Annotated in this window: 18 protein-coding genes; 5 read left to right on the top strand and 13 right to left on the bottom strand. The window is 63.0% G+C overall.

Features of this window, described 5'->3' with window-relative positions; genetic code table 11:
• Positions 1–17 precede the first annotated feature (17 nt).
• The gene (locus tag U4Y91_RS28135; protein ID WP_321807823.1) at positions 18–608 is read left to right on the top strand and encodes a DUF3592 domain-containing protein; all 591 of its coding nucleotides are present in this window, start codon (positions 18–20) and stop codon (positions 606–608) included.
• A gap of 546 nt (positions 609–1,154) precedes the next feature.
• On the opposite strand, the gene U4Y91_RS28130 is transcribed toward U4Y91_RS28135, so the two are convergent.
• From U4Y91_RS28130 to U4Y91_RS28075, 12 genes are all read right to left on the bottom strand, one after another.
• Positions 1,155–1,946, bottom strand: a complete 792-nt coding sequence (locus U4Y91_RS28130; RefSeq protein ID WP_321807822.1) for a hypothetical protein — start codon at positions 1,944–1,946, stop codon at positions 1,155–1,157.
• Positions 1,947–1,971: 25 nt separating this feature from the next.
• Positions 1,972–3,465 carry a hypothetical protein gene (locus U4Y91_RS28125; RefSeq protein ID WP_321807821.1) on the bottom strand — a complete coding sequence of 498 codons (1,494 nt, stop codon included), beginning with the start codon at positions 3,463–3,465 and terminating at the stop codon, positions 1,972–1,974.
• A gap of 2 nt (positions 3,466–3,467) precedes the next feature.
• Positions 3,468–6,149, bottom strand: coding sequence for a type VI secretion system Vgr family protein (locus U4Y91_RS28120; RefSeq protein WP_321807820.1), 2,682 nt, complete (start codon positions 6,147–6,149; stop codon positions 3,468–3,470).
• A 67-nt stretch (positions 6,150–6,216) separates the two neighbouring features.
• A complete protein-coding gene (gene tssA / locus U4Y91_RS28115; protein WP_321807819.1) occupies positions 6,217–7,338 on the bottom strand; it encodes a type VI secretion system protein TssA in 1,122 nt (373 codons plus the stop codon).
• 44 nt (positions 7,339–7,382) lie between these two features.
• Complete coding sequence (gene tssH, locus U4Y91_RS28110; protein WP_321807818.1) at positions 7,383–10,052, bottom strand: type VI secretion system ATPase TssH; 2,670 nt, start codon at positions 10,050–10,052, stop codon at positions 7,383–7,385.
• A 40-nt stretch (positions 10,053–10,092) separates the two neighbouring features.
• Positions 10,093–11,193 (bottom strand): type VI secretion system baseplate subunit TssG, encoded by a 1,101-nt coding sequence (gene tssG / locus U4Y91_RS28105; protein WP_321807817.1) that lies wholly within the window; start codon positions 11,191–11,193, stop codon positions 10,093–10,095.
• Positions 11,157–12,992 (bottom strand): type VI secretion system baseplate subunit TssF, encoded by a 1,836-nt coding sequence (gene tssF, locus U4Y91_RS28100; protein WP_321807816.1) that lies wholly within the window; start codon positions 12,990–12,992, stop codon positions 11,157–11,159. Before tssF ends, tssG begins: the two co-directional genes overlap by 37 nt.
• 77 nt (positions 12,993–13,069) lie before the next feature.
• Positions 13,070–13,555 carry a type VI secretion system baseplate subunit TssE gene (gene tssE, locus U4Y91_RS28095; protein WP_044845929.1) on the bottom strand — a complete coding sequence of 162 codons (486 nt, stop codon included), beginning with the start codon at positions 13,553–13,555 and terminating at the stop codon, positions 13,070–13,072.
• 62 nt (positions 13,556–13,617) lie between these two features.
• The gene (locus U4Y91_RS28090) at positions 13,618–14,121 is read right to left on the bottom strand and encodes an Hcp family type VI secretion system effector (RefSeq protein WP_006477093.1); all 504 of its coding nucleotides are present in this window, start codon (positions 14,119–14,121) and stop codon (positions 13,618–13,620) included.
• A gap of 70 nt (positions 14,122–14,191) precedes the next feature.
• Positions 14,192–15,682, bottom strand: coding sequence for a type VI secretion system contractile sheath large subunit (tssC, locus tag U4Y91_RS28085; protein ID WP_039320274.1), 1,491 nt, complete (start codon positions 15,680–15,682; stop codon positions 14,192–14,194).
• A gap of 15 nt (positions 15,683–15,697) precedes the next feature.
• Positions 15,698–16,213, bottom strand: coding sequence for a type VI secretion system contractile sheath small subunit (gene tssB, locus U4Y91_RS28080; protein WP_121859106.1), 516 nt, complete (start codon positions 16,211–16,213; stop codon positions 15,698–15,700).
• A gap of 44 nt (positions 16,214–16,257) precedes the next feature.
• Positions 16,258–16,899 carry a tetratricopeptide repeat protein gene (locus tag U4Y91_RS28075; protein ID WP_321807815.1) on the bottom strand — a complete coding sequence of 214 codons (642 nt, stop codon included), beginning with the start codon at positions 16,897–16,899 and terminating at the stop codon, positions 16,258–16,260.
• A gap of 378 nt (positions 16,900–17,277) precedes the next feature.
• On the opposite strand from U4Y91_RS28075, the gene tssJ reads away from it, so the two are divergent.
• The 3 genes from tssJ to icmH all read left to right on the top strand — a co-directional run bounded on the left by tssJ (position 17,278) and on the right by icmH (position 20,117).
• On the top strand, positions 17,278–17,889 hold the full coding sequence (gene tssJ / locus U4Y91_RS28070; protein WP_321807814.1) for a type VI secretion system lipoprotein TssJ: 612 nt from the start codon (positions 17,278–17,280) through the stop codon (positions 17,887–17,889).
• 102 nt (positions 17,890–17,991) lie between these two features.
• Positions 17,992–19,338 carry a type VI secretion system baseplate subunit TssK gene (gene tssK / locus U4Y91_RS28065; RefSeq protein WP_321807813.1) on the top strand — a complete coding sequence of 449 codons (1,347 nt, stop codon included), beginning with the start codon at positions 17,992–17,994 and terminating at the stop codon, positions 19,336–19,338.
• The gene (icmH, locus tag U4Y91_RS28060; RefSeq protein WP_044845934.1) at positions 19,335–20,117 is read left to right on the top strand and encodes a type IVB secretion system protein IcmH/DotU; all 783 of its coding nucleotides are present in this window, start codon (positions 19,335–19,337) and stop codon (positions 20,115–20,117) included. The genes tssK and icmH overlap by 4 nt, the downstream gene beginning before the upstream one ends.
• A gap of 98 nt (positions 20,118–20,215) precedes the next feature.
• On the opposite strand, the gene U4Y91_RS28055 is transcribed toward icmH, so the two are convergent.
• Entirely contained in the window at positions 20,216–20,533 is a 318-nt protein-coding gene (locus U4Y91_RS28055) for a hypothetical protein (protein ID WP_124893530.1), read from the bottom strand.
• Between U4Y91_RS28055 and U4Y91_RS28050 the strand changes: the two genes are divergently transcribed.
• Positions 20,520–20,915, top strand: a complete 396-nt coding sequence (locus tag U4Y91_RS28050; protein ID WP_321807812.1) for a hypothetical protein — start codon at positions 20,520–20,522, stop codon at positions 20,913–20,915. The genes U4Y91_RS28055 and U4Y91_RS28050 overlap by 14 nt on opposite strands.
• Positions 20,916–21,144 lie beyond the last annotated feature (229 nt).

The raw sequence follows: 21,144 nt of genomic DNA, 5'->3' as shown, positions 1-21,144 counted from the left end.
AGAATCCAGCAATTCCGATGAAATTCGCTTTGCGCTGCTTGCGATCGGCCATTCTTCTGATTTTCGGTGCGGTCTTCGTGCTGGTGGGCGCATCGGGCGTCATCAATTCGGCCATCCTCGTTCGCGCTGGCGCGTGGCCTCATGTCTCGGCCCTTGTCGAGCAATGCGAGTTGTCTCTGCGATATGGCAAGTCCGACGTGACATGGGAGGCGCGCGCCGTCTTCCGCTATGGTGCCGGGCAAACGCAGCACTACGACACGACGTGGCAGCCTGCCGGGTCGCCTGTTTATTCGCGCTCCGCCGCGTCGAACATCGATCGCGAACAGTTCGCCGCGTTCACGAAGACGTATTGCAGCGAGGCCGCGAACGATGGGCTGCGCGTTTCGCCGATGTTTCCGGGTATTGCGCGGCGCAACGAAGCGGTTGTGGGCGGGGAATGGGTACGAGAAATCGGATTCGGTCTGTTCGCCTTGGTCGGCGGCTTGATGCTGTGTGCGGTGAGCATTGCGCTGCTTCCGTGGATCGAGGATCGCGGTTACACCAATACAAAGCAAAAGCGCGGTTACACGAATGCCAGTCGGCATCGGAGCAAACCCAAAATAGAATAACCAGTGCGAGCCCATGACCATCCAGATTGGAAATACCCCGAAGATAGCCGTGATGCCCTCCCAATTCATCCGCCTTGCGCGACGATTCAGTAGATAGGGCGAATAGACGATCGCCGGGCAAATCAACTCGACTGGCAAGGCAATTTGTCATGGAAGGTTTGAGGATCGAAATGCCTTGAATGCAATCCAGTAAAATGCCAATTAGACAAGGCCAAGCACACCACAAATCATTGCGAGCTTAGCGTGATCGTCGATTCTTGTTCTTCCCTTCACTTTGGGATCGCTATCATATATATTCCCGCTGAATCTACCTTAAGCCCCCCTCGCCCGCCGTCTGCCCTCCATGCGGCCGCTCGGCCGATGATCATGGTCGGCACCTCGCCAGCAGCGATTGTTAACGGCGGCGTATCTTCCAGAAACAGTGGCGTTCGGAGCACGTACGCGCATACGATGCGGATGGCACCAGCAACCAGATTCGCTCTGGAAATTGCACAGTATCACGCGAATACAAAATTTCGCCTCAAACCACTGCAAGCATCAGCCCATTCATGAACTCAGAATAACTTTCTTCCCAGTTTTTCTCTCAAGCATCAATGGCAAATAAATTCTAAAAAAAATCGATCGCATGCAGGCATTCCCAATTATCCAGATCGACATCGGAAACCCCACGAGCGACAAAATAACACCCAACACATGAGGGCCAACGTTCTCACCAAAAATATGACTCGCACTCAACCCAAATGCCGCCGCAAAAGGCATCGAATAACCAATCACCGAAAGCAGGGATCCTTTCAGCGGATTCCGCGAAGTCAATTGATCAATATAGCCACCCAGTGAATTACGGAAAATCAAATTTCCACCACTCTCATAATAAATCGTCTTCACAACCGATTCCGTTTTCACGGCGCGACGAAAATCCGACAAAACCTTGAATGCGTGCCACCCGACAATAACAAAACACACAACAATCACGGAAACCCTCAAAATCCCGGGCATCGGAGCGTATGATATGTAGAACAACCAAACCAATGCGATCATCAACCACGGCCCCAGGGCAAACAGCGAAACAACGCCCTCAACCCAGAGTCTTCGAGATCGCCGATTCATAACATAATGAGCGAACAAAACAATCGATATACAAAATTGAACAACCACTATCGATTTCCATAGCGAATCGGCCATCACACCCAACTGGGAAAATACGTAATATATGCCAGCCACAAGCAAACCAATAGCCAACTCTATCGCAGCCAGTTTTCCATGAAAATCTATCGGCGAACCGTCGCCAACCGGTGGACCATCAACATTTGATTCCATCATCGCCAGATAAAATCCCAAAAAATTGCCGAAAGTAAATCCATCTTCAGGGAAGCATCATCCATTGCGACCCCGAGTAATAGTCGCCGTAATCCTTCGGCAGCTTCTCTTCGAGTGCCCTACCAGCTCTCCGCACCATGCCATCGATTTCATCCACGACAGCCTTCGGATTATGGAATAGCAACTTCAAAAATTTCTTCCCACTAGCATCGAACAAATAATCAACGAGCAAACCAACACCCAAAATCAGGACAAATCCACCGATTGCCAAAGCACCCACAGTCACCCCTGTCGCCGCAGCCATAGCGACTATACCTGCGTTGGCCAAGCTTATTGCCGCACCAACCAATGCCGCCTTGAATGCATCCACCAATAATATTGCCATTAAATCTCGAAAATCCTGATTCGAATCCGAAAACCATACAAATGTATCTATGCCCGCCCCAATAAAGAAGGCGACCAGTGCATTCCCGGAAAAGGATCCCTTGGCTGCGTTCCACGCCGCCGCCCCTGCCGACGACAATGATCCGGCCCCGCCAGCGATTGTTGCCAACTTGGTGCCGGGCTGCACTTCCCGCGCATAACCAACCAGCAGAAACCCGAGAGTCTTCCAATCTTCCGGCACCGTGGAGAACGCGAGCACCGTTTCACCACCCCGCTTGATTAAAAAAAATGACCTCTTGAAAAAATCTCTTGCCCAAGGCTCATTTCCGTACCAAGCATCCCTGATATATGCGCCGATATTCCCCACCTGCATCAAAAACCAGTTCCTCGATATCACATCGTGAGGATTAAGCTTAAATTCGTAAGGCTTGTCACCCTCTTTGAAGAACTTCAGCACCCAGTTTGGCTCCTCCACTCCGGCATTCCGCTTTACAGAAAACATATGAACGGAGTATTTTATTTCCCGCCCATCCGTGGAAACATTTAGTGCATCCCTCGGAAAAATACTGGGTGTACCCGCCATCGTTTTTTTCGATTGGAACGGGCTATTAGTCAGCAGACCGGATGAACCACCTTTGGATTGCTCTTGGCGGGCCCGATCCAGAGCGGACATCAGTGATGGTGCCGCAGCAGCATTTCCCAGGACTCCCGCATCCGAAATCCGCATCAGGTCCTTCGCCCACTCCTTATCGTTGTGGAGCACAATCAGAACCGGCGCTGGTTTATCCTTCGGATCATCGGTACAGCCCTTTGTGCAGTCCATTTTGGCAATCGGATAATGCCCGAGTACCTTCTCGTCTTGCTTGAGAATCAGACTCCCCTCGAAAGTACGACCGATCCAGATGTGGCACGGCTCCCCGTCCTTGAACACCGTCTTGCTGGTATTCGCTTTCCGCTTGGTGTCATAAAAGCGCCCGGTGGGTCGATCAGGATGCGTCGTGGTGACGGTATACGTCGCACCCGGCTGAAGCTTGACGTCGAATACCACGTCACGATGCTTGCGCAACAGCACCGTCAATTCCGTCTCGGCCGCGCATTTGACCGGCTCCCCCGGCAAATCAATACAGACGTTATGTTGAACAAGAGGCTTGCCCATTTTCACTCCCCCGTCCGCTTGACCTGACTGGCCACGAACTCGTCAAAATCGATGTTCTTCAGTTCCGCACGACCTTCCGCGTCGAGCGCGACGCTATGCTCGGTCCCGTCCTCGGTCGTGAACTTGATCGGTTCCCCGTGCGGCACGTTGCCGTCGGCATCCACATAGCGAATCCGCATGTCTGCCTTCTTGCCTTCCGCCTTGAACGTCTTGTGCATGCTCGTCGGCCCGCTGAACGCATGCTGTCCGCCCTTCACGTCGATCTTGCCCGGCGCATGAATCTCGATGTTGCCGCCTTTGATCCGGACATACGCGCCGCCCGACGTCAGCAGAATCTCTTCCTTTGCAACGCCTTCGATCGTTGCAGTCGCCGACAGCACCTTGATCGTCTTCTGCGCGACCAACTCGACGTTGTCGTTCTGCGCCTGTATCTCGACCGCACCTTTCCCGGCAAAGAGCTTCATGCCCGCATTCTGCGCAAACAGGCTGAGTTTCTCCTTGACGCTCGCCACCAGCGATTTGCCGCTGACGAGATGCGTGCTCTGACCACTCACCACGTTCACGTGCCGGTCCGCAGCCAGGTGCGTACTTTGTTGCGACGCCACCCCGATCCCCGCCGGGCTCGCGAACAGCATCACCGGCTCCTTGAACGCATTCGCATTCCCCGTCCCGCCGCCTGCGGTCCTGCCGCCGCCCGAGGCCGCCCCCGCCACGCTGTTCTGCGTCGCATCGGTGAATTGCTTCAGCGCATCGCGACCGGTGCCGAGACTCTCCGCCTGATGCATCTCGCTGACCTGCGACATCGATTCGATCAGCCCCTCCGCATTGCCAAGCTGCTGCTTCGCTTCGCTCACATCGAGCGGCTGGCTATTCGCCTGCTTCGGATGCGTCGTCACATACAGCCCCTGCCCGGCGCGCACCGCACCGTACGCATCCGTGCGCAGATCAAAACCCGAGCCGAGATACGCACCGCGCGTGTTGCCGTTCTGCTCGATCAGATAGCCGAGGTGAAGCAGCGAATTCGCGCTGCTGCTGAACAGGCGCGCGCGGTTCTGCCCGGTCGCGTCGTCGAGCACCATCTCGTTGTGCCCCGATCCCGCATACTCCTTCGACCGGAAGCCCGACAGGATCCCGTTGCTATGCCACTGCGGCTTGGTGGCACCGTTGTACACGCGATGCATGACGATCGGCCGGTCGCAGTCGCCGCCGATGTAGCCGATCAGCACTTCCTCGCCGACCCGCGGAATATGCACGCCGCCGTACCCGCCACCGGTATCGGACTGCACGACACGCATCCAGCACGACGCGCTCTCGCGGCCTTCGCTCTGGCGGTCCCAGACGAACATGACCTTGATCCGGTTCAGCTCGTCCGTATAAACCTCTTCGCCCTTCGGCCCGACGACGATCGCCGTCTCGAGCTGCATCGCGGGCTTGCGATGCTCGAACGGGCTGCGGTACGGCGCGCTCGCGCGCTGCGCTTCGACCTCGACGAGATAGAACCCGGCGGAGCCGTCGTCATGCCCGACCTGAAACGTGGCAGCTTCCCCGTGACCGGCCTTTACCTGCGCCAGCTGGTCCTGCAGGCTATGCGGGAAGTTCGCTTCGTGGTCCGACACCGGCAGATTGTTCTCGATGTACCGTGTGACGCCGATGGCCGCGAACTCGCGATCGCTCGCCGAATCGCGGTCGTGCTCGGGATGACCGCTCAGCGTGAAGCGCCGGCCGGCATCGATCGCGCGCACGCCGCCCACGCCGAAGAAGCGCTTCGCGCGCGACTCCCATTCCTCGAGCCGGATCTTCGACAGGTGTTCGCCGCGCTCCTGGCCCGGATACGTGTACGCGCCGGTGTATTCGTAGATTTCCGTCTGGCCCGGCAGGTCGCCCTGGCCGGCCTTGGTCGGCAGCGACGTGCCGTTCGGATTGCCCGCCGACGACGGCGCTTTGTAGTCGAACGTGCGCGTCGTGTGCAGCGTGCTTTGCAACGTCCGCGACGCGGCCCATTGCGTGAACCCGGCGGTTTCGGTGCCGCTGCCGGAACGATCGAACGTGACGACATTCGGCGACAGCGCATCGACCGCATGCACGTCGTCGGTGATGACGAGCGTATGCGCCTTCCCGTCTTCGCTGTGCCGCCAGAACCCGAACAGCCCTTCGTCCTCCATCAGCCGATGCACGAAGTTCCAGTCGGTTTCGCTCTGGCGACAGTACGACCGGGACGGCAACGGTTTCGACAACGCGAACTGGTATTGGCCCCTGGCCTGCGGATGCATGTCGAACACGTCGGAGAGAATCGCGTCGACCGGCTGGTCCTGCCAGTACCGCATGTCGCTGCGGAACTTGAGGAAATGCATCCACGACGCGAAGCGCAGTTGGTAACTCGACAGGCTGCCGTCGGCGCCGAGCCGTCGCGCCGTGTGGACATAGCCGTTGATCGGCAGATAGGATTTGTCCGCCTGCTGGATCCACAGCGTGATCGGCTGCGCGATCAGCGTCTTGAGCTCGACGTCGCTCGCGGTGGACACCAGGTCGAGCGCCACGCTGAAATCGCGGCCGAGCGCCGAACGGGTCACGGCGCGGCGCGGCGCGAGCGCATTGTTCGGCAGCGACGGGATGTCCGTCTTCAGCAGCCGATCCTGCTGGATCAGGCCACCACGAATCGCCTGTGCCAGTTCGGTCACGTTCATGCGTCACCCTTCTTCTCGTTCATCGCGAACCCGCCGGGCCCGCGCTCTCAGGTCAAAAAGCGGCGGCTCACGACTGCTCGTCGGGCCTCACCCCCAGCAGCTCGCGGATGTGCGACAGCGACCCGTCGTCCTTCACGACGCTCTCGAGCCACTTGTGCAGCGGCATGTCGGCCCATTCGGCGGCCTTGTCCGCGAGATACGCGACCGGGCTGTGCGGCTCGGTCTGGCGGAAGTAGCGCGCGACCGCACGCAGCTGGTCGACGGCCTGCGCACGGTTCTGGATGCCGGCGATCATTTGCGTCGCCGGCGGACGCGGAGCGGTCTGCGACTGCACATGGGTCTCCTCGGTGTGGAACGCGTCGCCGAAGCTCGGCTCGATGCGCTCGGGCTGCGCCTGCGGCGCCGACGGCGCATGCGGCGCGCTGCCCGTATAACCCTGCTCGCGCGCGAAGCGCTCGACGAGCCGGTACACGGTCTCGAACGCGTCGCGCGTCTGCCGGAAGCTCGGCGCCGAATCGCCGGCGCGTTCGACGAGCCGCTCCTCGAACGCGTCGAGCGAGATTTCGAACGCCTTCAGGTTCGCGAGCAGCGTGGTGTAGAACGCGATCGACGTCACACGCCGCGATGCATCGACCTGCTCGACCGACGGCTTGCCGCGCGCGATGTCGTCCGCGTGTTCCGGGTCGCGCTTCACGGCCTGCGCCACATGCTGCGCGACTTCCCAGTCGAGCGTGGTAAATGCGTTCGATGCGCCGTCCGTCACCGGAATGCCGCGCAGCAGCTCGGCCGTGCGGCCGGACAGCCACGCGACGTTGCCGAGCCGGTATTCGACGTCGTCGCCTTCGGGCAGCGGATGCACGGTGTCCCAGTAGTCGCGGCACAGGCCTTCCAGCAGCGCATAGCCTTCAGTGAGGCCGGTGATGCCGTCCTCCAGCGCGAGCGCCTCGGTCAGCCATACGGCGAGCCGCAGGTCCTTGGTGCGCGTGCGCAGCAGCGCGCCCGCGTGATCGACGACGAAGCCCCAGTCGGCCTCCTTGATCTCGGTCACCCACTCGCCCTGGTCGAGCGTCGGATCGTCATAGCGCCGCGCGTCCTGGATCGCGTCGAATTCGTTCGAGAACAGCAGGTCGTCGCCGCTGGGCGACGCATCGCTGATCGGCGTCAGCAGCTCGGGGAGATTGATCGGCATGGTTCAGTGAATCCATTGATGCATGAGATGTCGCGTGCGGGGGCTCATTCGACCGTATAGGCGAATTCGCCGGCCTCGTCCGCGCGCACCGCGATGCGCGCGATGGCCGCGCCGTCGGCGATCCGGCCGAGCACGTGGCCCGCGATCTCCGGCAGCAGCGTGCCGTTCAAAATGTGGTCGACGTTGCGGGCGCCCGAATCGACCTCGGTGCAGCGCGCGAGCACCGCGTCGACGAGCGATTCGTCCCACTCGAACGCGGCCTTGTGGTTCGCTTCGATGCGGCGGCGGATCCGTTCGAGCTTCAGCTCGATGATCTCGGCCAGCACGTCGTCGGAAATCGGGTAGTACGGCACGACCTTCATCCGGCCGAGGAACGCCGGCTTGAACGTCTTGTACAGTTGCGGGCGCAGCGCCTCGGCGAGCCCGTCCGGATCGGGCAGTTCCTCGGCCGGCTTGTTCAGGCACGCCTGCATCACCGCGGCCGATCCGACGTTCGACGTCAGGATGATCAGCGTATTGCGGAAGTCGATCTCGCGCCCTTCGGCGTCGTCCATCGTGCCCTTGTCGAACACCTGGAAGAACATCTCGAGCACGTCCGGGTGCGCCTTCTCGACCTCGTCAAGCAGCACGACGGAATACGGATTGCGACGCACGGCCTCGGTCAGCACGCCGCCCTCGCCGTAGCCGACGTAGCCCGGCGGCGAGCCCTTCAGGCCCGACACGCTGTGCGCTTCCTGGTACTCGCTCATGTTGATCGTGACCATCTTGCGCTCGCCGCCGTACAGGATGTCGGCCAGCGCGAGCGCCGTCTCGGTCTTGCCGACGCCCGAGGGCCCGACGAACATGAACACGCCGCGCGGCTTGTTCGGATCCTCGAGGTTCGCGGTCGCCGTGCGCACGCGTTGCGCGATCGCATCGAGCGCATGGTCCTGGCCGATCACGCGCGCGGTCAGCAGCGGCTGCAGGTTCAGCACGGTGTCGATTTCATCCTTCACCATCCGGCCGAGCGGAATGCCGGTCCACGCGGCGACGATCTCGGCGACGACGTGACCGTCGACCTGCAGCGGCACCATCGGCTCGCCGCCCTGCAGCGCGTGCAGCGCCGCGACGCGTTCGGCCAGTTTCTCGCGCGTGGCCGCCACGTCGACCGGCTCGCCGTCTTCCGACGGGCCGCGCGCCCTGTCGAGCGTGTCGCGCAGTTCGGTGATCTCGACGACGATCGCGCGCTCGGCTTCATAGCGCGCCTCGTCCTCGGTCAATTGTGCGAGCGCCGTGTCGCGCGCGCCGCGCAGTTCGCCCAGGCGCTCGTCGTGCGCCGCGCCGCCCGCCGCTTCGCGCTCCAGCGACGCGATTTCCGCGTCGATGCGCTCGATGCGCTTCTTCGTGTCGTCGATCGCCGCGGGCGTCGCGCTGTGCGCGAGCGCGACCTTCGCGCACGCGGTGTCGAGCACGCTGATCGCCTTGTCCGGCAGCTGGCGGCCGCTGATGTAGCGATGCGACAGGCGCACGGCCTCGGTGATCGCGTCGTCGAGGATCCGCACGTTGAAGTGCTTCTCCATCAACCCGGACATCCCGCGCAGCATCGCGGCCGCGAGCGGCTCGCTCGGCTCCTCGACCTTCACGACCTGGAAGCGCCGCGCGAGCGCCGCATCCTTCTCGAAGTACTTCTTGTATTCGCTCCAGGTCGTCGCGGCGATCGTGCGCAGCTCGCCGCGCGCGAGCGCCGGTTTCAGCAGGTTCGCCGCGTCGTTCTGGCCGGCCTGGCCGCCCGCACCGATGATCGTATGCGCCTCGTCGATGAACAGGATGATCGGGTGCGCGCTCTTCTTCACCTCGTCGATCACGCTCTTCAGGCGGTTCTCGAACTCGCCCTTCACGCTCGCGCCGGCCTGCAGCAGGCCCATGTCCAGCACGTGCAGCGCGACGCCGCGCAGCGGCGGCGGCACGTCGTCGGCCGCGATCCGCAGCGCGAGGCCCTCGACGACCGCCGTTTTGCCGACGCCGGCCTCGCCGGTCATGATCGGGTTGTTCTGGCGGCGGCGCATCAGGATGTCGATCGCCTGGCGAATCTCGGCTTCGCGGCCGATCACCGGGTCGATCTTGCCGTCACGCGCGCGCTGCGTGAGGTTGGTCGTGTACGTGTCGAGCGCGGGCGTCTTCGACGGGCCGGCCGCGGGCGCGGCGCCGTCGGCGGCCGGCGCGACGTCGTCGCCCTCCGCGTCCGCCTGGCGCGGCTCGGCCTCGCTCGAGCCGACCATGATCTCGTCGAACTTGTGTTTCAGGTCCGTCACGTTCATTTCGGCGAACTGCGACGACATGCGCTGCGCGAACTGCGCGAGATCGGGCGCGGTCAGCAGCGCGAGCAGCAGGTGCCCCGAACGGATGCGGCCGAGCTGCGAATCGAGCGACGCGATCAACCAGGCCTGTTCGAACAGCGCGATCAGGTGCACGGAAAACACCGGCGTGCGCGTGTTGCCCGTCTTCAGGCGCGTGAGTTCGCGCTCGAGATCGGCGCGCAGCGCATGCGGATCGACGCGGCTCGCGCGCAACGCAAGCGGCAGGTCGCCCGTCGCCTGGTCGAGCAGCGCGAGAAACAGATGCTCCAGATCGACCTCGTAATGGCCGCGCGCCAGGCACGCGCTCGCCGCGCGCTCGGTCGCGTGCCGGCACAGCGGGTTCAGTTTCGTGATCAGGGTCTTCAGAGGCGTGCTCATGGCGTCGATCTCAGGTTCGATTGTTTGTTGTCGTTCGGAATCAGTGAATCACGTGCAGTTCGTAGCGGGCGTCCGAGCGGTCTTCGGCCGCGTCGCGCGTGCAGAGGAACGCGTCCCAGCCGAGCCGCGAGCCCGCGCCGAGCACGCTCGCGCCGACCTCGGTGCGTTTCAGCACGAGCTTCACCTCGTATTCGAGCGTGACGCCGGCGAGCAGCGTCAGCATCCGTTCGAGCGCGACGGCCTGCGCGCCGCCGGGCAGGAACGCCTCGTAGTCGCGCTTGGACAGCGGACCGACGACGATCCGCGCGCGCATGTCGCGCTGCCACACCCGTTCGCCGACGAGCGCCGTCGCGCCGAGCACCGCGTTGACCTCGCCGAGCACGCTCAGCTGGTCGGGCGGCACGTCGTACCACTTGCCGACGAACTGGTCGATCTTCACCGGCACGCGGAAGTAATCGGACAGCGTGCGCTGCAGGTAGGCGGCCGACATCGGCCGGTGCCGCGCGGCGAGCGCGTAGCCGGCGACGGCCTCGTCGAGCACGCCGCCCGCGCCGGCCGCGAGGCTGTCGCGCACCTCGTCGCTCGGCACGCCGGCGATGGCGAGCAGGAGCGGCAGGTAGCGCTCGTCGCGGTCGAGTTCGTAATGGAACGGCAGCCGGTATTTCTTCCACGCCGCGTAGAACAGCGCGGTCGCGCGGTTCGAGAACACGTCGAAGAAGGCGCGCGCCGCGTGGTCGCGCTTCAGGTGCTCGCGCGCGACGATCTGCTCGGTGTAGTGCAGCGGCAGCGCGCCCTGCCCGCCGAGCAACCCGAAGAATGCGGGTGTCAGTTCGACGTGACCGAGCTCGCCGGCCGCGAGCGCGGCGCCGCGATCGTCGCTCGAGTCGAGCAGCGTGCCGTCGTCGTCGAACGAGCGGGCGCCTTCGATCTCGCTCGGCGGAAAGCCGAGCGACAGCGAGTTGCGGAATTCGATGCGCTGCGCGACGACGTCGCCCTGCCGCCACGCGCCGGGCGCATCGGACGCCTGCCGCGCGAACAGCCCTTCGAGCACGCGCACCGCCTGGAAGAACTCGAAGCGGTGCGGCTCGTCGAGCAGCGCGTCGACTACGCCAGGATCGATTCGCCGGTGCGGGGCTTGCATCGGATGATCTCCTCGCCGGTGCGCTTCGACACCACGACTAGTTGAACGAAACTGTTGAGATGGACGTACAGCCCGAAGAAGCTGTCGAGCACGCGTACGAACGACGCGAGGCTCGCGCCGACGAAGTGCTCCTCGTCGATCGTCAGGCGGATCTCGATGCCGCGCACGAAGGTCGCGAACGGCTTGCCGGGCAGCCACTGCACGGCGCCGCGCTGCTCGACGCCGGCGAGGCCGTCGATCTGGCGCATCGACACGGCGGTGCGCCGCAGGTCGTACAGTGTCAGCATTTCCTTGAGCGGCGCGAGCCCGTGCGCGACCAGCGACACGTGGTTGAGCGCAAGGTGCGACACGAGCCGCCAGTGCGCGGCGCGGCCGCGCTCGAAGCGCACGCTCTGCGTCGGGCGGCGCAACAGCGAGATGCCGCTCGTCTGCGCGCCGCCTTCCTGGAACAGGTCGCCGCCTTCGAGGCCGAATGCGAGCATCGCCGGCAGGTCGCGGTTCGTGCAGGTGAGGTCGAGGCTCAGCGTGTCGGTCTGCGGCGAGGTCGGCTCGAAGTCGATGTCGACGATCGATATCTCGGTTTCGTAGCCGGGGCTTTTCTGCGCGACCCAGTCGTTGCGGCGCGCGAACCAGTAGTGACCGATCCGTGCCGATTCGCCGTGATGCAGCGAATAGAACGGCCGGAACTCGATCACCGATTCTTCATGCGCCTGCTGCCGGACGAGCTTCACCGAATCGATCGAGTACACCTCGTACGCGAACGCGCGGCGCGCTTCGGCGATCACCGGATACGACACCGCGCGGTGCGTGATGCGGATCGGCTCGCCGTGCTGGCGGAACAGGTTGACGATCGGCGTGCAGAACAGCCGGAAATGGCTGGCCGTCAGCAGCTCGAGCAGCCGCGCGACGTGCGAATCGCTGCGCACGTCCTGCAGCACCAGATGCAACGTCGCACGCTGGCAGCGGCCCGACGCGCGCGCGATCGCCGCAAGGTCGAAATCGACGAAATCGAACTTGTCGGGGAACGCGAAGTATTCGGTGAGCAGGCGATACGCGGGGTGCGACTTCGCCGGGTAGTCGATCAGCGCGTCGTCCTCGTCGAAGCCGGCGTGCGCGATCGGCAGCTTGCGCAGTGCGGTCCAGCGGCCGTTGCGCTCGGGCTCGACGTACGCGCCGAGCACGTTGACGAACAGGCAGTCGGTCAGCGCGGCGACGAACGACTGCTCGCCGTGCAGGTGTGCACGCAGCGTCGACAGCTTCAGCGCGCCGAGATCGAGCTGCGCGGCGAGCGATTCGAACGTGATCGAGATCACGCCCGTCGCGTTCGACGGCAGCACCGTCGCGCTCGGCGCGAGCGCGACCGGCATGTAGCGCGCCTCCGAGATGCGGATCGGCGCGAGCGTCACGTCGTAGGCGGTGCGGAACCGGCACTGCACGCCGCGGATCGGGCGGCTCTTCAGCTCGGTGCCGCGGTCGATCACGACCGGTTCGGTCTGCTGGCCGGGCGACGCCGGCGTGAACTGCGCGATCGAGCACGACGGGAACGGCCGCAGGTAGTGCGGATACAGCACTTCCAGCAGCGCTTCGGTGAATTCCGGGTAGTCGTCGTCGAGCTTCTTGTTGATGCGCGCGCCGAGCAGCGCGAACGACTCGATCATCCTCTCGACGTGCGGATCCTCGCAGTGCTCGCCCGACAACGCGAGCCGCGCGGCGATCTTCGGATAACGCTCGGCGAAATCTCGCGAATAGCGCCGCAAAAACGATAATTCGCGCTCGTAATACGGCAGCAATTCTTCCATCGACGACCCCGAACCTCAATATTTCCTGCCGGACCCTGATCCACCACCGGGCGGTCCGGCCCGCTCGGCAGCTCGATTCACAGCATTCTGGCCGCGCGTGCGCGCGTGACCGAATACTGCAGCGTCGACGGCTGCAGCATCGCGTCGAAACTCACCGGCTCCTCGGCCGGGTGCACGACGAGCAGCGCCTGGATCGCGAAGTAAAGCGCGTTGGTCGACTGCTCGTTCAGCTCGAACGTCACCTGCACCTGCTGCAGCCGCGGCTCGTGGCGCGCGATAGCCTGCTGGATCGACTTGCAGATGAACGCGCGGTCGTAGTGACTCGCGAGGCTCAGCCCCGCGAAATCGTTCAGCCCGTAGGTCAGCACCGACTTCTGGCATTCCGGCAGCGCGGCCAGCTCGATTTCGGTGTGCGCGATACGGGTGTTGAGGATCGCCTCGACGTCGCGGGCGACCGTGTTCTTGAGCTCGTCCAGCGACAATTGCCGCATCGCGGCCGAGGCCGGCAGATGCGGTTCGTCGTCGAACAGCTTGTCGAGAAAACTGGGTTCGAATCGTTTCATCGGCCGGCGTGCCCAGCGAAAACGGCAACGGGACGCCGAGCGCCCCGTTGCCGCAACCGACCTTAGACCGCGTAGGTCTTGTCGTTCTTCGTCAGGCTCCAGGCGCCTTGCGTGTTGCCGCCCTGGTTGCCGCCGATCTTCTGCTGGGTCTGCTTCCACTGCACGGCCGCGTACTTCAGCGAGAACGTCTCGAGCGGCAGACCTTCTTCGCGAACGCTCGGCGCGATGCTCGAGATGATCACGTACTTGAGCTTCACTTCCAGATACTGCACGCGCTTGCCTTCACCATCCGCGCGCGAGAAATGGACCGTCACTTCATCGAACGTGGTGCCGCCCGATGCGTGCTGGTACAGCAGCGGGCTCGACGAATCGATTTCCTTCGTGAAAATCATGTCGCCGTGCTCGCAGCGCGTCATCGTGTGACCGCCTGCGGTCGATGCCGTTGCCGAACGCGGCTGAACGATCGAGTGATCCCACGATTTCAGTTCGATCCAGCCCTGATGGTCTTTGTCCGCGGATTCACCCTTCACCGCCGGACTACCAAACTGCAAGTGCATATGTAACATGGCCCTTCGACTCCCCAAAGAGGTGGTTTTAACGTCCTACCCAGGCGGCCCGCCCGGGCGATTTACTCGCTTATGAATTTGCCGGTTTGGGCAGATCAGCGACAAGTCGCAGAGAAATCGAGAGTTCGTCGAGCTGAAAGTGCGGACGCAGGAACGCGACCGAACGATACGAGCCCGGCTTGCCCGGAATCTCCGACACTTGTATGGATGCCTCGCGCAGCGGAAATTGCGCCTTCTGCTCCTGCGACGCGTTGTCGTCGAGCAGGACGTACTGGGAAATCCACCGGTTGAGGAAAGTCTCTACGTTCTGCGCCGATGCGAAGCTGCCGATCTTGTCCCGCATCATCGCCTTCAGGTAGTGCGCGACGCGCGATACCGAGAAGATGTACTGAAGCTGGGCGGACAGGACGGCGTTCGCATTCGCGCTGTCGGTGCTGTATTTTTTCGGTTTCTGCACCGATTGCGCGGCGAAGAACGCAGCGTAATCCGAGTTCTTGCAATGCACGAGCGGGATGAAGCCGAGGTCGCTCAGCTCCTTCTCGCGGCGATCGGTGATCGCGATTTCGGTCGGGCACTTCAGCGCGACTTCACCGTCGTCGGTCTTGAACGTGTGGGTCGGCAGGTCCTCGACGAGGCCGCCGCCCTCGACGCCACGGATCGCCGCGCACCATCCGAAGTCGTCGAACGCGGCCGTCAGGCGTGCCGCGAAGGCCCACGCCGCGTTGCACCACAGGTACTTGTCGTGCTCGGTGCCGTCGACGTCCTCGACGAAGTTGAAGTTCTCCGCGGTCTGGCCGTCCTTCGGATTGAACGGCAGGCGGCCGAGGAAGCGCGGCAGCGTGAGGCCGACGTAGCGGGAATCCTCGGCATCGCGGAACGACTTCCACTTCGCGTATTCGACCGTGTCGAACACCTTGCCGAGATCGCGCGGCTTGCCGAGGTCGGAGAACGACTCGAGGCCGAGCAGCTCCGGCGACGCCGACGCGATGAACGGCGCGTGCGCGGCCGCCGCGACGTGCGACATCTGCTCGATGAAGTACATGTCTTCCGGCTGGCGCGAGATCTCGTAATCGCCGATCAGCGCACCGAACGGCGAGCCGCCGAACGTGCCGAACTCTTCTTCGTAGACCTTCTTGAACAGCGCGCTCTGGTCGAACTCGCTCGCGCCCTTGAAATCGCGCACGAGGTCGCGCTTCGGTGCGTGCAGCGCCTTGATCTTGATCGTCTGGCCGGTGTTGCTTTCCTTGACCAGATAATCCATCCCGCGCCACGTGCTTTCGAGGCGCTGGAATTCCGGCGCGTGCATCACCGCGGACAGCTGCGTGGAGATCAGGCGATCGAGTTCCGCGACGCGCGCGTCGATCGTCGCCGACAGGTTGTCCGACACGATCACCGTGCCGTCGAGCACCTGGTGCACGAGTTCGCCGATCAGGTCCTTCGCACGTGCATGCTCGGAATCGGATTTCGCGACCTTGCTCTTCTCGACGATGTCGTCGAGCAGCGAAGTCCCGGCGGCGTATTCCGCGCCGCTCGCTTGGGCCGCAGCCGTTTGCTGGTTCATCTCAACACTCCGTCGTCATTCGCCGTCTTTGTCGCTGCCCGTGCCCTTCGCGAGCTCCTGCAGCTGCTGCGTGTTCTTCAGCACCTCGGACAGCAGATCCTCGAGCTTGTCGTTGCCGGCGAGCTTGTTGCGCAGGTCGGCGAGCTTCGAGCGCGCCTCGAGCAGGCGGCGCAGCGGCTCAACCTGTTCGACGACTTCGTCCGGGCTGAAATCCGACAGCGAACGGAACTTCAGGTCGACCGCGAACTTGCCGCCTTCCGGGCTCAGGCGGTTTTCCACCTGGAACGCGGCACGCGGCTCGATCGCCTTCATCACGTCGTCGAAGTTGTCACGGTCGATGTTGACGAACTTGCGGTCGCGCAGCTTCGGCTGCTCGACTTCCGACTGGCCCGCCAGATCGCCGACGACCCCGACGACGAACGGCAGTTCCTTTACCTCGATCGCGTCGCCCTTCTCGACCTCGTAGGTCAACTGGACGCGCGGCGGCCGTATTTTCTGCAAGCTTTTCTGAATGCTTTCTTTCTTGGCCATCTCGACGGCTCCCAGGTTAGTTGTGGTTATCGCGTCAGTTGCAGTCAGTTGCGCAGTGCGCTGAACGGATCGGCGCCGCCCTTCTGCGGCGCGGTGTTGCCCGACGCCGTCGGCGTGGTGGCAGCACCGGCGGCTACCTCGGTTGCGGCGCCGGCGCCGGCCTTCGGACGGTGAATCTGGCGACGCACGACCTTGCGGGTTTGCGCCTTCTGCTCCGGCGGGAACAGCGCCGATTCGCCGAGCGTGTCGCGCAGTTGCTTCGCGAGCGCCTGCGCGTCCGACTTCGCATCGCCTGCGAGCGACGAATCCTGACGCAGTTCGCCGAGCGACTGCGTCGCGATCCGCAGCCCCGCGACCGCGAGCACGCTCTTCGCCTGACGGTCGGTCGCGTCGCGCTGCAGTGCTTCCTGCGCGGCGACGATCGCCTGGCCGTAGTGGTTCTGGGCAAACTGGATCTGCGCGATGCGCGACCACGGTTCCTCGCGCGTCGGATCCGACTTCGCGAGCTGCTGGTACAGGCCGAGCGCCTTGTCCTGGTCACCCGATTTCGCAACGGCGTCCGCATCGGCCAGCGACTTGTTGAACACCTCGGCAGTCGGCGGCGCCGGCGGCTGGCTCGCACAACCGGCGATCACGCCGCAAGCCAGCACTACCCCAGACAATTTTGCGAAGAGACGGTCTTTCATCGTTATATCCACCGGCGCGTGAGTATTAAAATCGTTGAGAATCTGGTTCTTTTGCTTTGCAAGAAGCGCGCGGGTATAGTACCGATCAATTTTTCATAATTCAATCGCTGCGTGCAGAGTAATTCCTTTTAAAATCGTGCACTACCCCCTCGAAACGCCTTTGGCAGCGGCTCGCCGACGGCTTTCGCATCGACCGGAATGCGCAAGTTTTACTTGGCCTGCAACGTCTAGCGCGAACGACGGAAAAAATTTCCGAAGGCACGCTGCCGGGCACGTGTGCTTAATAGTTGAACGGCCGATACGCCGGGCATTCGCGGCGAACGCGGAAATACCCGGCAGTTTTGACAGGGGAGTTAAAGGCGGCACGCCGGAAACACGATGAGATCGTCCATGATTCGCTATGCGCTGCCGCTGATTGCCTGCGCGCTCCTGGCCGGATGCGCGGCCGCCCCGCTGCTCGGCTCCGCCGCGAGCGCCGTCATGCAAGCCGCCGGCGTCGGCAAGCCCGACGTGCCGGATGCCCAGAAGCCGCCGCGCAACATCGGGCTCACGCTCGCCGCCGCGCCGAACCTCAATGCCGCGAACGATCGCAAGCCGCTCGCATTAGTGGTCAGGCTCTACGCGCTGAAGGATCCGACTTCGTTCCAGCAGGCGCCGTTCGACGCATTCACCGATCCGACCAAGGAAAAGGCCGCGCTGGGCGCCGATCTGCTGAACGTGCGTGAAATCACGCTGATTCCGGGCCAGCGCTATACGGCAACCGAAAAGCTGTCGCGCGAAGCGCAGGCATTCGGCATCGTCGCGCTGTTCCGCGATCCCGCAATCCAGCGATGGAAACTGACGTTCGACCCGGCAAAGTCGGAGAAATCCGGCATAATCATCGGCCTGCATAATTGCGCGATGACAGTCACCGACGGCTCTGTCATCGCACCGCAACAGGGTGCGCCTTCGCAACCGCTGAATTTGCTTTCGTCGGTCACCTGCGGTTAAACATGACGCACGAATGTCATTTAACAAGAGTTAACAAAATGGCGATTAATTCGGGCACGAACGAATCGATTACATCGCAACGCGACATTAACCGGATTTGACATGAGTTATTCGGCCAAGGTGCTGTGGGGGGAAGGGCTGTTCCTCCGGCCTCAACACTTTCAGCGGCAGGACGCGTACCACGAGGCGCGCCTGTTCGAATCCATCCAGGCGATCCAGCCGTACAACTGGGGCGTGCGCTCGGTGCGCATCGACCGCGATGCGCTCGGCAGCAACGTGCTGCGCGTGGCCGAGCTCGCGCTCGTGTTTCCGGACGGCGCGCTTTACGCCGCGCCGCAGGCCGACGACCTACCGCCGCCGATCGCGCTCGACACGCTGCCAGAAGGCATCAACGATTTCGTGTTCTACCTCGCGCTGCATCCGCTGCGCGAGAACGGCACCAACTACAGCGACGATCCGGCCGCCGGCTTCATGACGCGCTTCGTCAGCGAGCAGACGAGCGTCGCCGACAACTTCACCGACGCCGCCGAAGCCGACATCACGTTCCTGAAGACGCAGGTCAAGCTGATCGCGCACAGCGAGCCGCGCGACCAGCTGCTGTCGGTGCCGCTCGTGCGCGTGCGCCGCACCGCGACGTCCGGCTTCGAGATGGACGACAGCTTCGTGCCGCCATGCCTCGCGATCGACGCGTCGCCGATCCTGCACCAGCGGCTGCGCCAGCTCGTCGACGCGCTGCAGGCGAAGGTGAACGCGCTGTACGGTTTTCACCGCGAACCGTCGAAGAACATCATCGAATTCCGCTCGGGCGACATCGCGTCGTTCTGGCTGCTGCACACGGCGAACGCCGCGTTCGCGACGCTCGCGCACCTGCACCAGCACGCGGCGCTGCATCCGGAGCGGCTGTTCCAGGAACTGCTGCGCCTCGCGGGGCAGCTGATGACGTTCTCGAAGGGCTACACGCTCGCCGACCTGCCCGTGTATCGCCATGACGATCCGGGCCCGAGCTTCGCGCGTCTCGACCTGATGCTGCGCGAGCTGCTCGACACCGTGATCTCGACGCGCTACTTCGCGATCACGCTCGACGAGGTGCGTCCGTCGTTCCACCTCGGCCGCCTCGATTCGGGCAAGATCGACGACAAGACCGAGTTCTACCTGGCCGTGTCCGCGGACATGCCGAGCGTCGAGCTCGTCGATGCGGTGCCGGCCCGCTTCAAGGTCGGCGCGCCCGACGACGTCGACAAGCTCGTGCTGTCGGCAATGCCCGGCGTGCGGCTGTCGTACACGCCGCAGGTGCCGCCCGCGATCCCCGTGCGGCCGGGCGCGTGCTATTTCTCGCTCGACTCGCGCGGCGCGTTGTACGAGCGCATGCTGCAGGCCCAGTCCGCGATGATCTACGCGCCGACTGGCATCAATGACCTGAAATTCGAACTGATCGCGGTCACATCATGAGCTACGCGCCTTCCCTGTTCGGCGACAACGCGCCGGCCCCGCTGCATACCCCGGCGTCGACCGACGCCGCGTTCCAGGCCCGTTCGCTGCTCGACCTGCTGTACGACGGGTTCTTCATGCTGTTCCTGCTCAAGAACGGCCGCGAGCCGGACAGCGCGAGCGAGTTCAGCACGAAGATCCAGGAGTTTCTGGCGGATTTCGAGCGTGGCGCGAAGAAGCTGAACATCCCGGCCGAGGACGTGTATGGCGCGAAGTTCGCGTATTGCGCGGCGGTCGATGAAATGGTGCTGTCGTCGCAGTTCAAGATCCGCACCGACTGGGAGCGCCGGCCGCTGCAGCTCGTGCTGTTCGGCGAGCAGCTCGCGGGGGAGAAGTTCTTTCAGTATCTCGAGGAATGTCGCGCGCAAGGCGCGGCGCGGTTGCAGTCGCTCGAGGTGTTTCATATGTGCCTGCTGCTCGGGTTTCAGGGCAAGTATCTGCTCGAGGGGCCGGAGAAGCTCGCGTACCTCACCGCGCGGCTGGGGGATGAGATCGCGCATATGAAGGGCAAGCGGGCGGCGTTTGCGCCGCATTGGCCGCTGCCGGATCAGATCGCGCATCGGCTGAAGCGCGAGGTGCCGGTTTGGGCGATCGGGGCGGTGTTTGCGCTGGTGGCCCTGCTCGGGTATCTCGGGCTCAATACCTATCTCAAGGACAAGACGCTGCAGGCGTTGGCGCCTTACTCGCAGGTGATCAAGGTCGGGCCGGAGTCGGCGAATTTGACGATTTCGTTGCCTTGAGGGGCAGGCTTTTCGTTCGGATGTTGACGCTTCGTGAAGAAAGGACCGCTCGGCGGTCCTTTTTTACTGTGGTGCGTGGGGCGCGTCGTCGTGCGTCGTCAGAGCAGAATGAATTCCTCGTTGTCGACGTAGAACACGAACGCGTCGAACAATTGCGCGACGCTCGGTTCGTCGACCTGGTCATGCGCGTTGATCACGATGTCCTCGATCGTCGCGCTATTCAGTGTTACGCGCCAGCCGGGTTGCGGTGCGGTAGCGGGCGGCGTCGCGGCTTCGGGGTCGTTGGCGTCTTCGGTGAATGCGCCCTCTGTATCGAGCGTCCAGGGCATCGGCGGCAGGCAGAGCCAACCGGAGAAATCGCCGGGGTGTTCGAGAATGTGTTTCAGCGACGCGGTGGTCGCGGTGATGGTCGACATGGGTATTGCGGTGGTAACGGGACTGGAATCAACGCGCCGGAACGTCAATGCGGCAGATGAACGAAAGTGCCAGCGCCGCGGTGATCGTGTCAGCGATCGCAATTATGCCAACTCCGAAGGCGCGAGGGGACCGGTTGGTCAACGGGCGACGACACCGGCCGAGGTACAGGATGCGATGCTGACGTTCAACGAGGCAGTCATCGGGCGCGCTGTGCAACATACTGGCGAAGCCGTGCGGGCTGCTTTCGACGCGAAATCGTCCATGAATCAGCTTGCCATCTTGCTCGGCAAACCATTCACGCAGGTATGGATGACCCGTTGTTCAATCGCCCCGCCCGCGAGAAATGAGGACGGGCTCCACTGCAGCCAACACTCGCACTGAAGTCCTTTGACGCGAGTCCGATTGCATCATCGTCTACCTCGTCAAAATTCGAGCAATGCCATCAAGCTCATCAACAGAAAAATCGCTCACCGCCTCAATTGAAACTCCGTAATCCGAATCAAATTTCACATTGAAATCTTTACCCTTATACGTACAACACAAAATATCAGCCTCCGGTATACGGACGACTTTTTCAAGGGAAATTTCACCCTCCCCCGCGAGCAATGCA

The sequence above is a fragment of the Burkholderia sp. BCC1993 genome, assembly GCF_905339865.1.
Classification (GTDB): Bacteria; Pseudomonadota; Gammaproteobacteria; order Burkholderiales; family Burkholderiaceae; genus Burkholderia.
Note: the sequence above shows the minus strand (reverse complement) of the source record. Positions and strands in the feature narration are given on the sequence as shown.

What these genes read in the sequence shown, in the direction of transcription:
- U4Y91_RS28135 (WP_321807823.1), top strand. Translation starts at nt 18, where the DNA reads ATGAAATTCGCTTTGCGCTGCTTGCGATCGGCCATTCTTCTGATTTTC.
- U4Y91_RS28125 (WP_321807821.1), bottom strand. Translation starts at nt 3,465, where the DNA reads ATGGGCAAGCCTCTTGTTCAACATAACGTCTGTATTGATTTGCCGGGG.
- U4Y91_RS28120 (WP_321807820.1), bottom strand. Translation starts at nt 6,149, where the DNA reads ATGAACGTGACCGAACTGGCACAGGCGATTCGTGGTGGCCTGATCCAG.
- tssA (WP_321807819.1), bottom strand. Translation starts at nt 7,338, where the DNA reads ATGCCGATCAATCTCCCCGAGCTGCTGACGCCGATCAGCGATGCGTCG.
- tssH (WP_321807818.1), bottom strand. Translation starts at nt 10,052, where the DNA reads ATGAGCACGCCTCTGAAGACCCTGATCACGAAACTGAACCCGCTGTGC.
- tssG (WP_321807817.1), bottom strand. Translation starts at nt 11,193, where the DNA reads ATGCAAGCCCCGCACCGGCGAATCGATCCTGGCGTAGTCGACGCGCTG.
- tssF (WP_321807816.1), bottom strand. Translation starts at nt 12,992, where the DNA reads ATGGAAGAATTGCTGCCGTATTACGAGCGCGAATTATCGTTTTTGCGG.
- tssE (WP_044845929.1), bottom strand. Translation starts at nt 13,555, where the DNA reads ATGAAACGATTCGAACCCAGTTTTCTCGACAAGCTGTTCGACGACGAA.
- U4Y91_RS28090 (WP_006477093.1), bottom strand. Translation starts at nt 14,121, where the DNA reads ATGTTACATATGCACTTGCAGTTTGGTAGTCCGGCGGTGAAGGGTGAA.
- tssC (WP_039320274.1), bottom strand. Translation starts at nt 15,682, where the DNA reads ATGAACCAGCAAACGGCTGCGGCCCAAGCGAGCGGCGCGGAATACGCC.
- tssB (WP_121859106.1), bottom strand. Translation starts at nt 16,213, where the DNA reads ATGGCCAAGAAAGAAAGCATTCAGAAAAGCTTGCAGAAAATACGGCCG.
- U4Y91_RS28075 (WP_321807815.1), bottom strand. Translation starts at nt 16,899, where the DNA reads ATGAAAGACCGTCTCTTCGCAAAATTGTCTGGGGTAGTGCTGGCTTGC.
- tssJ (WP_321807814.1), top strand. Translation starts at nt 17,278, where the DNA reads ATGAGATCGTCCATGATTCGCTATGCGCTGCCGCTGATTGCCTGCGCG.
- tssK (WP_321807813.1), top strand. Translation starts at nt 17,992, where the DNA reads ATGAGTTATTCGGCCAAGGTGCTGTGGGGGGAAGGGCTGTTCCTCCGG.
- icmH (WP_044845934.1), top strand. Translation starts at nt 19,335, where the DNA reads ATGAGCTACGCGCCTTCCCTGTTCGGCGACAACGCGCCGGCCCCGCTG.
- U4Y91_RS28055 (WP_124893530.1), bottom strand. Translation starts at nt 20,533, where the DNA reads ATGTCGACCATCACCGCGACCACCGCGTCGCTGAAACACATTCTCGAA.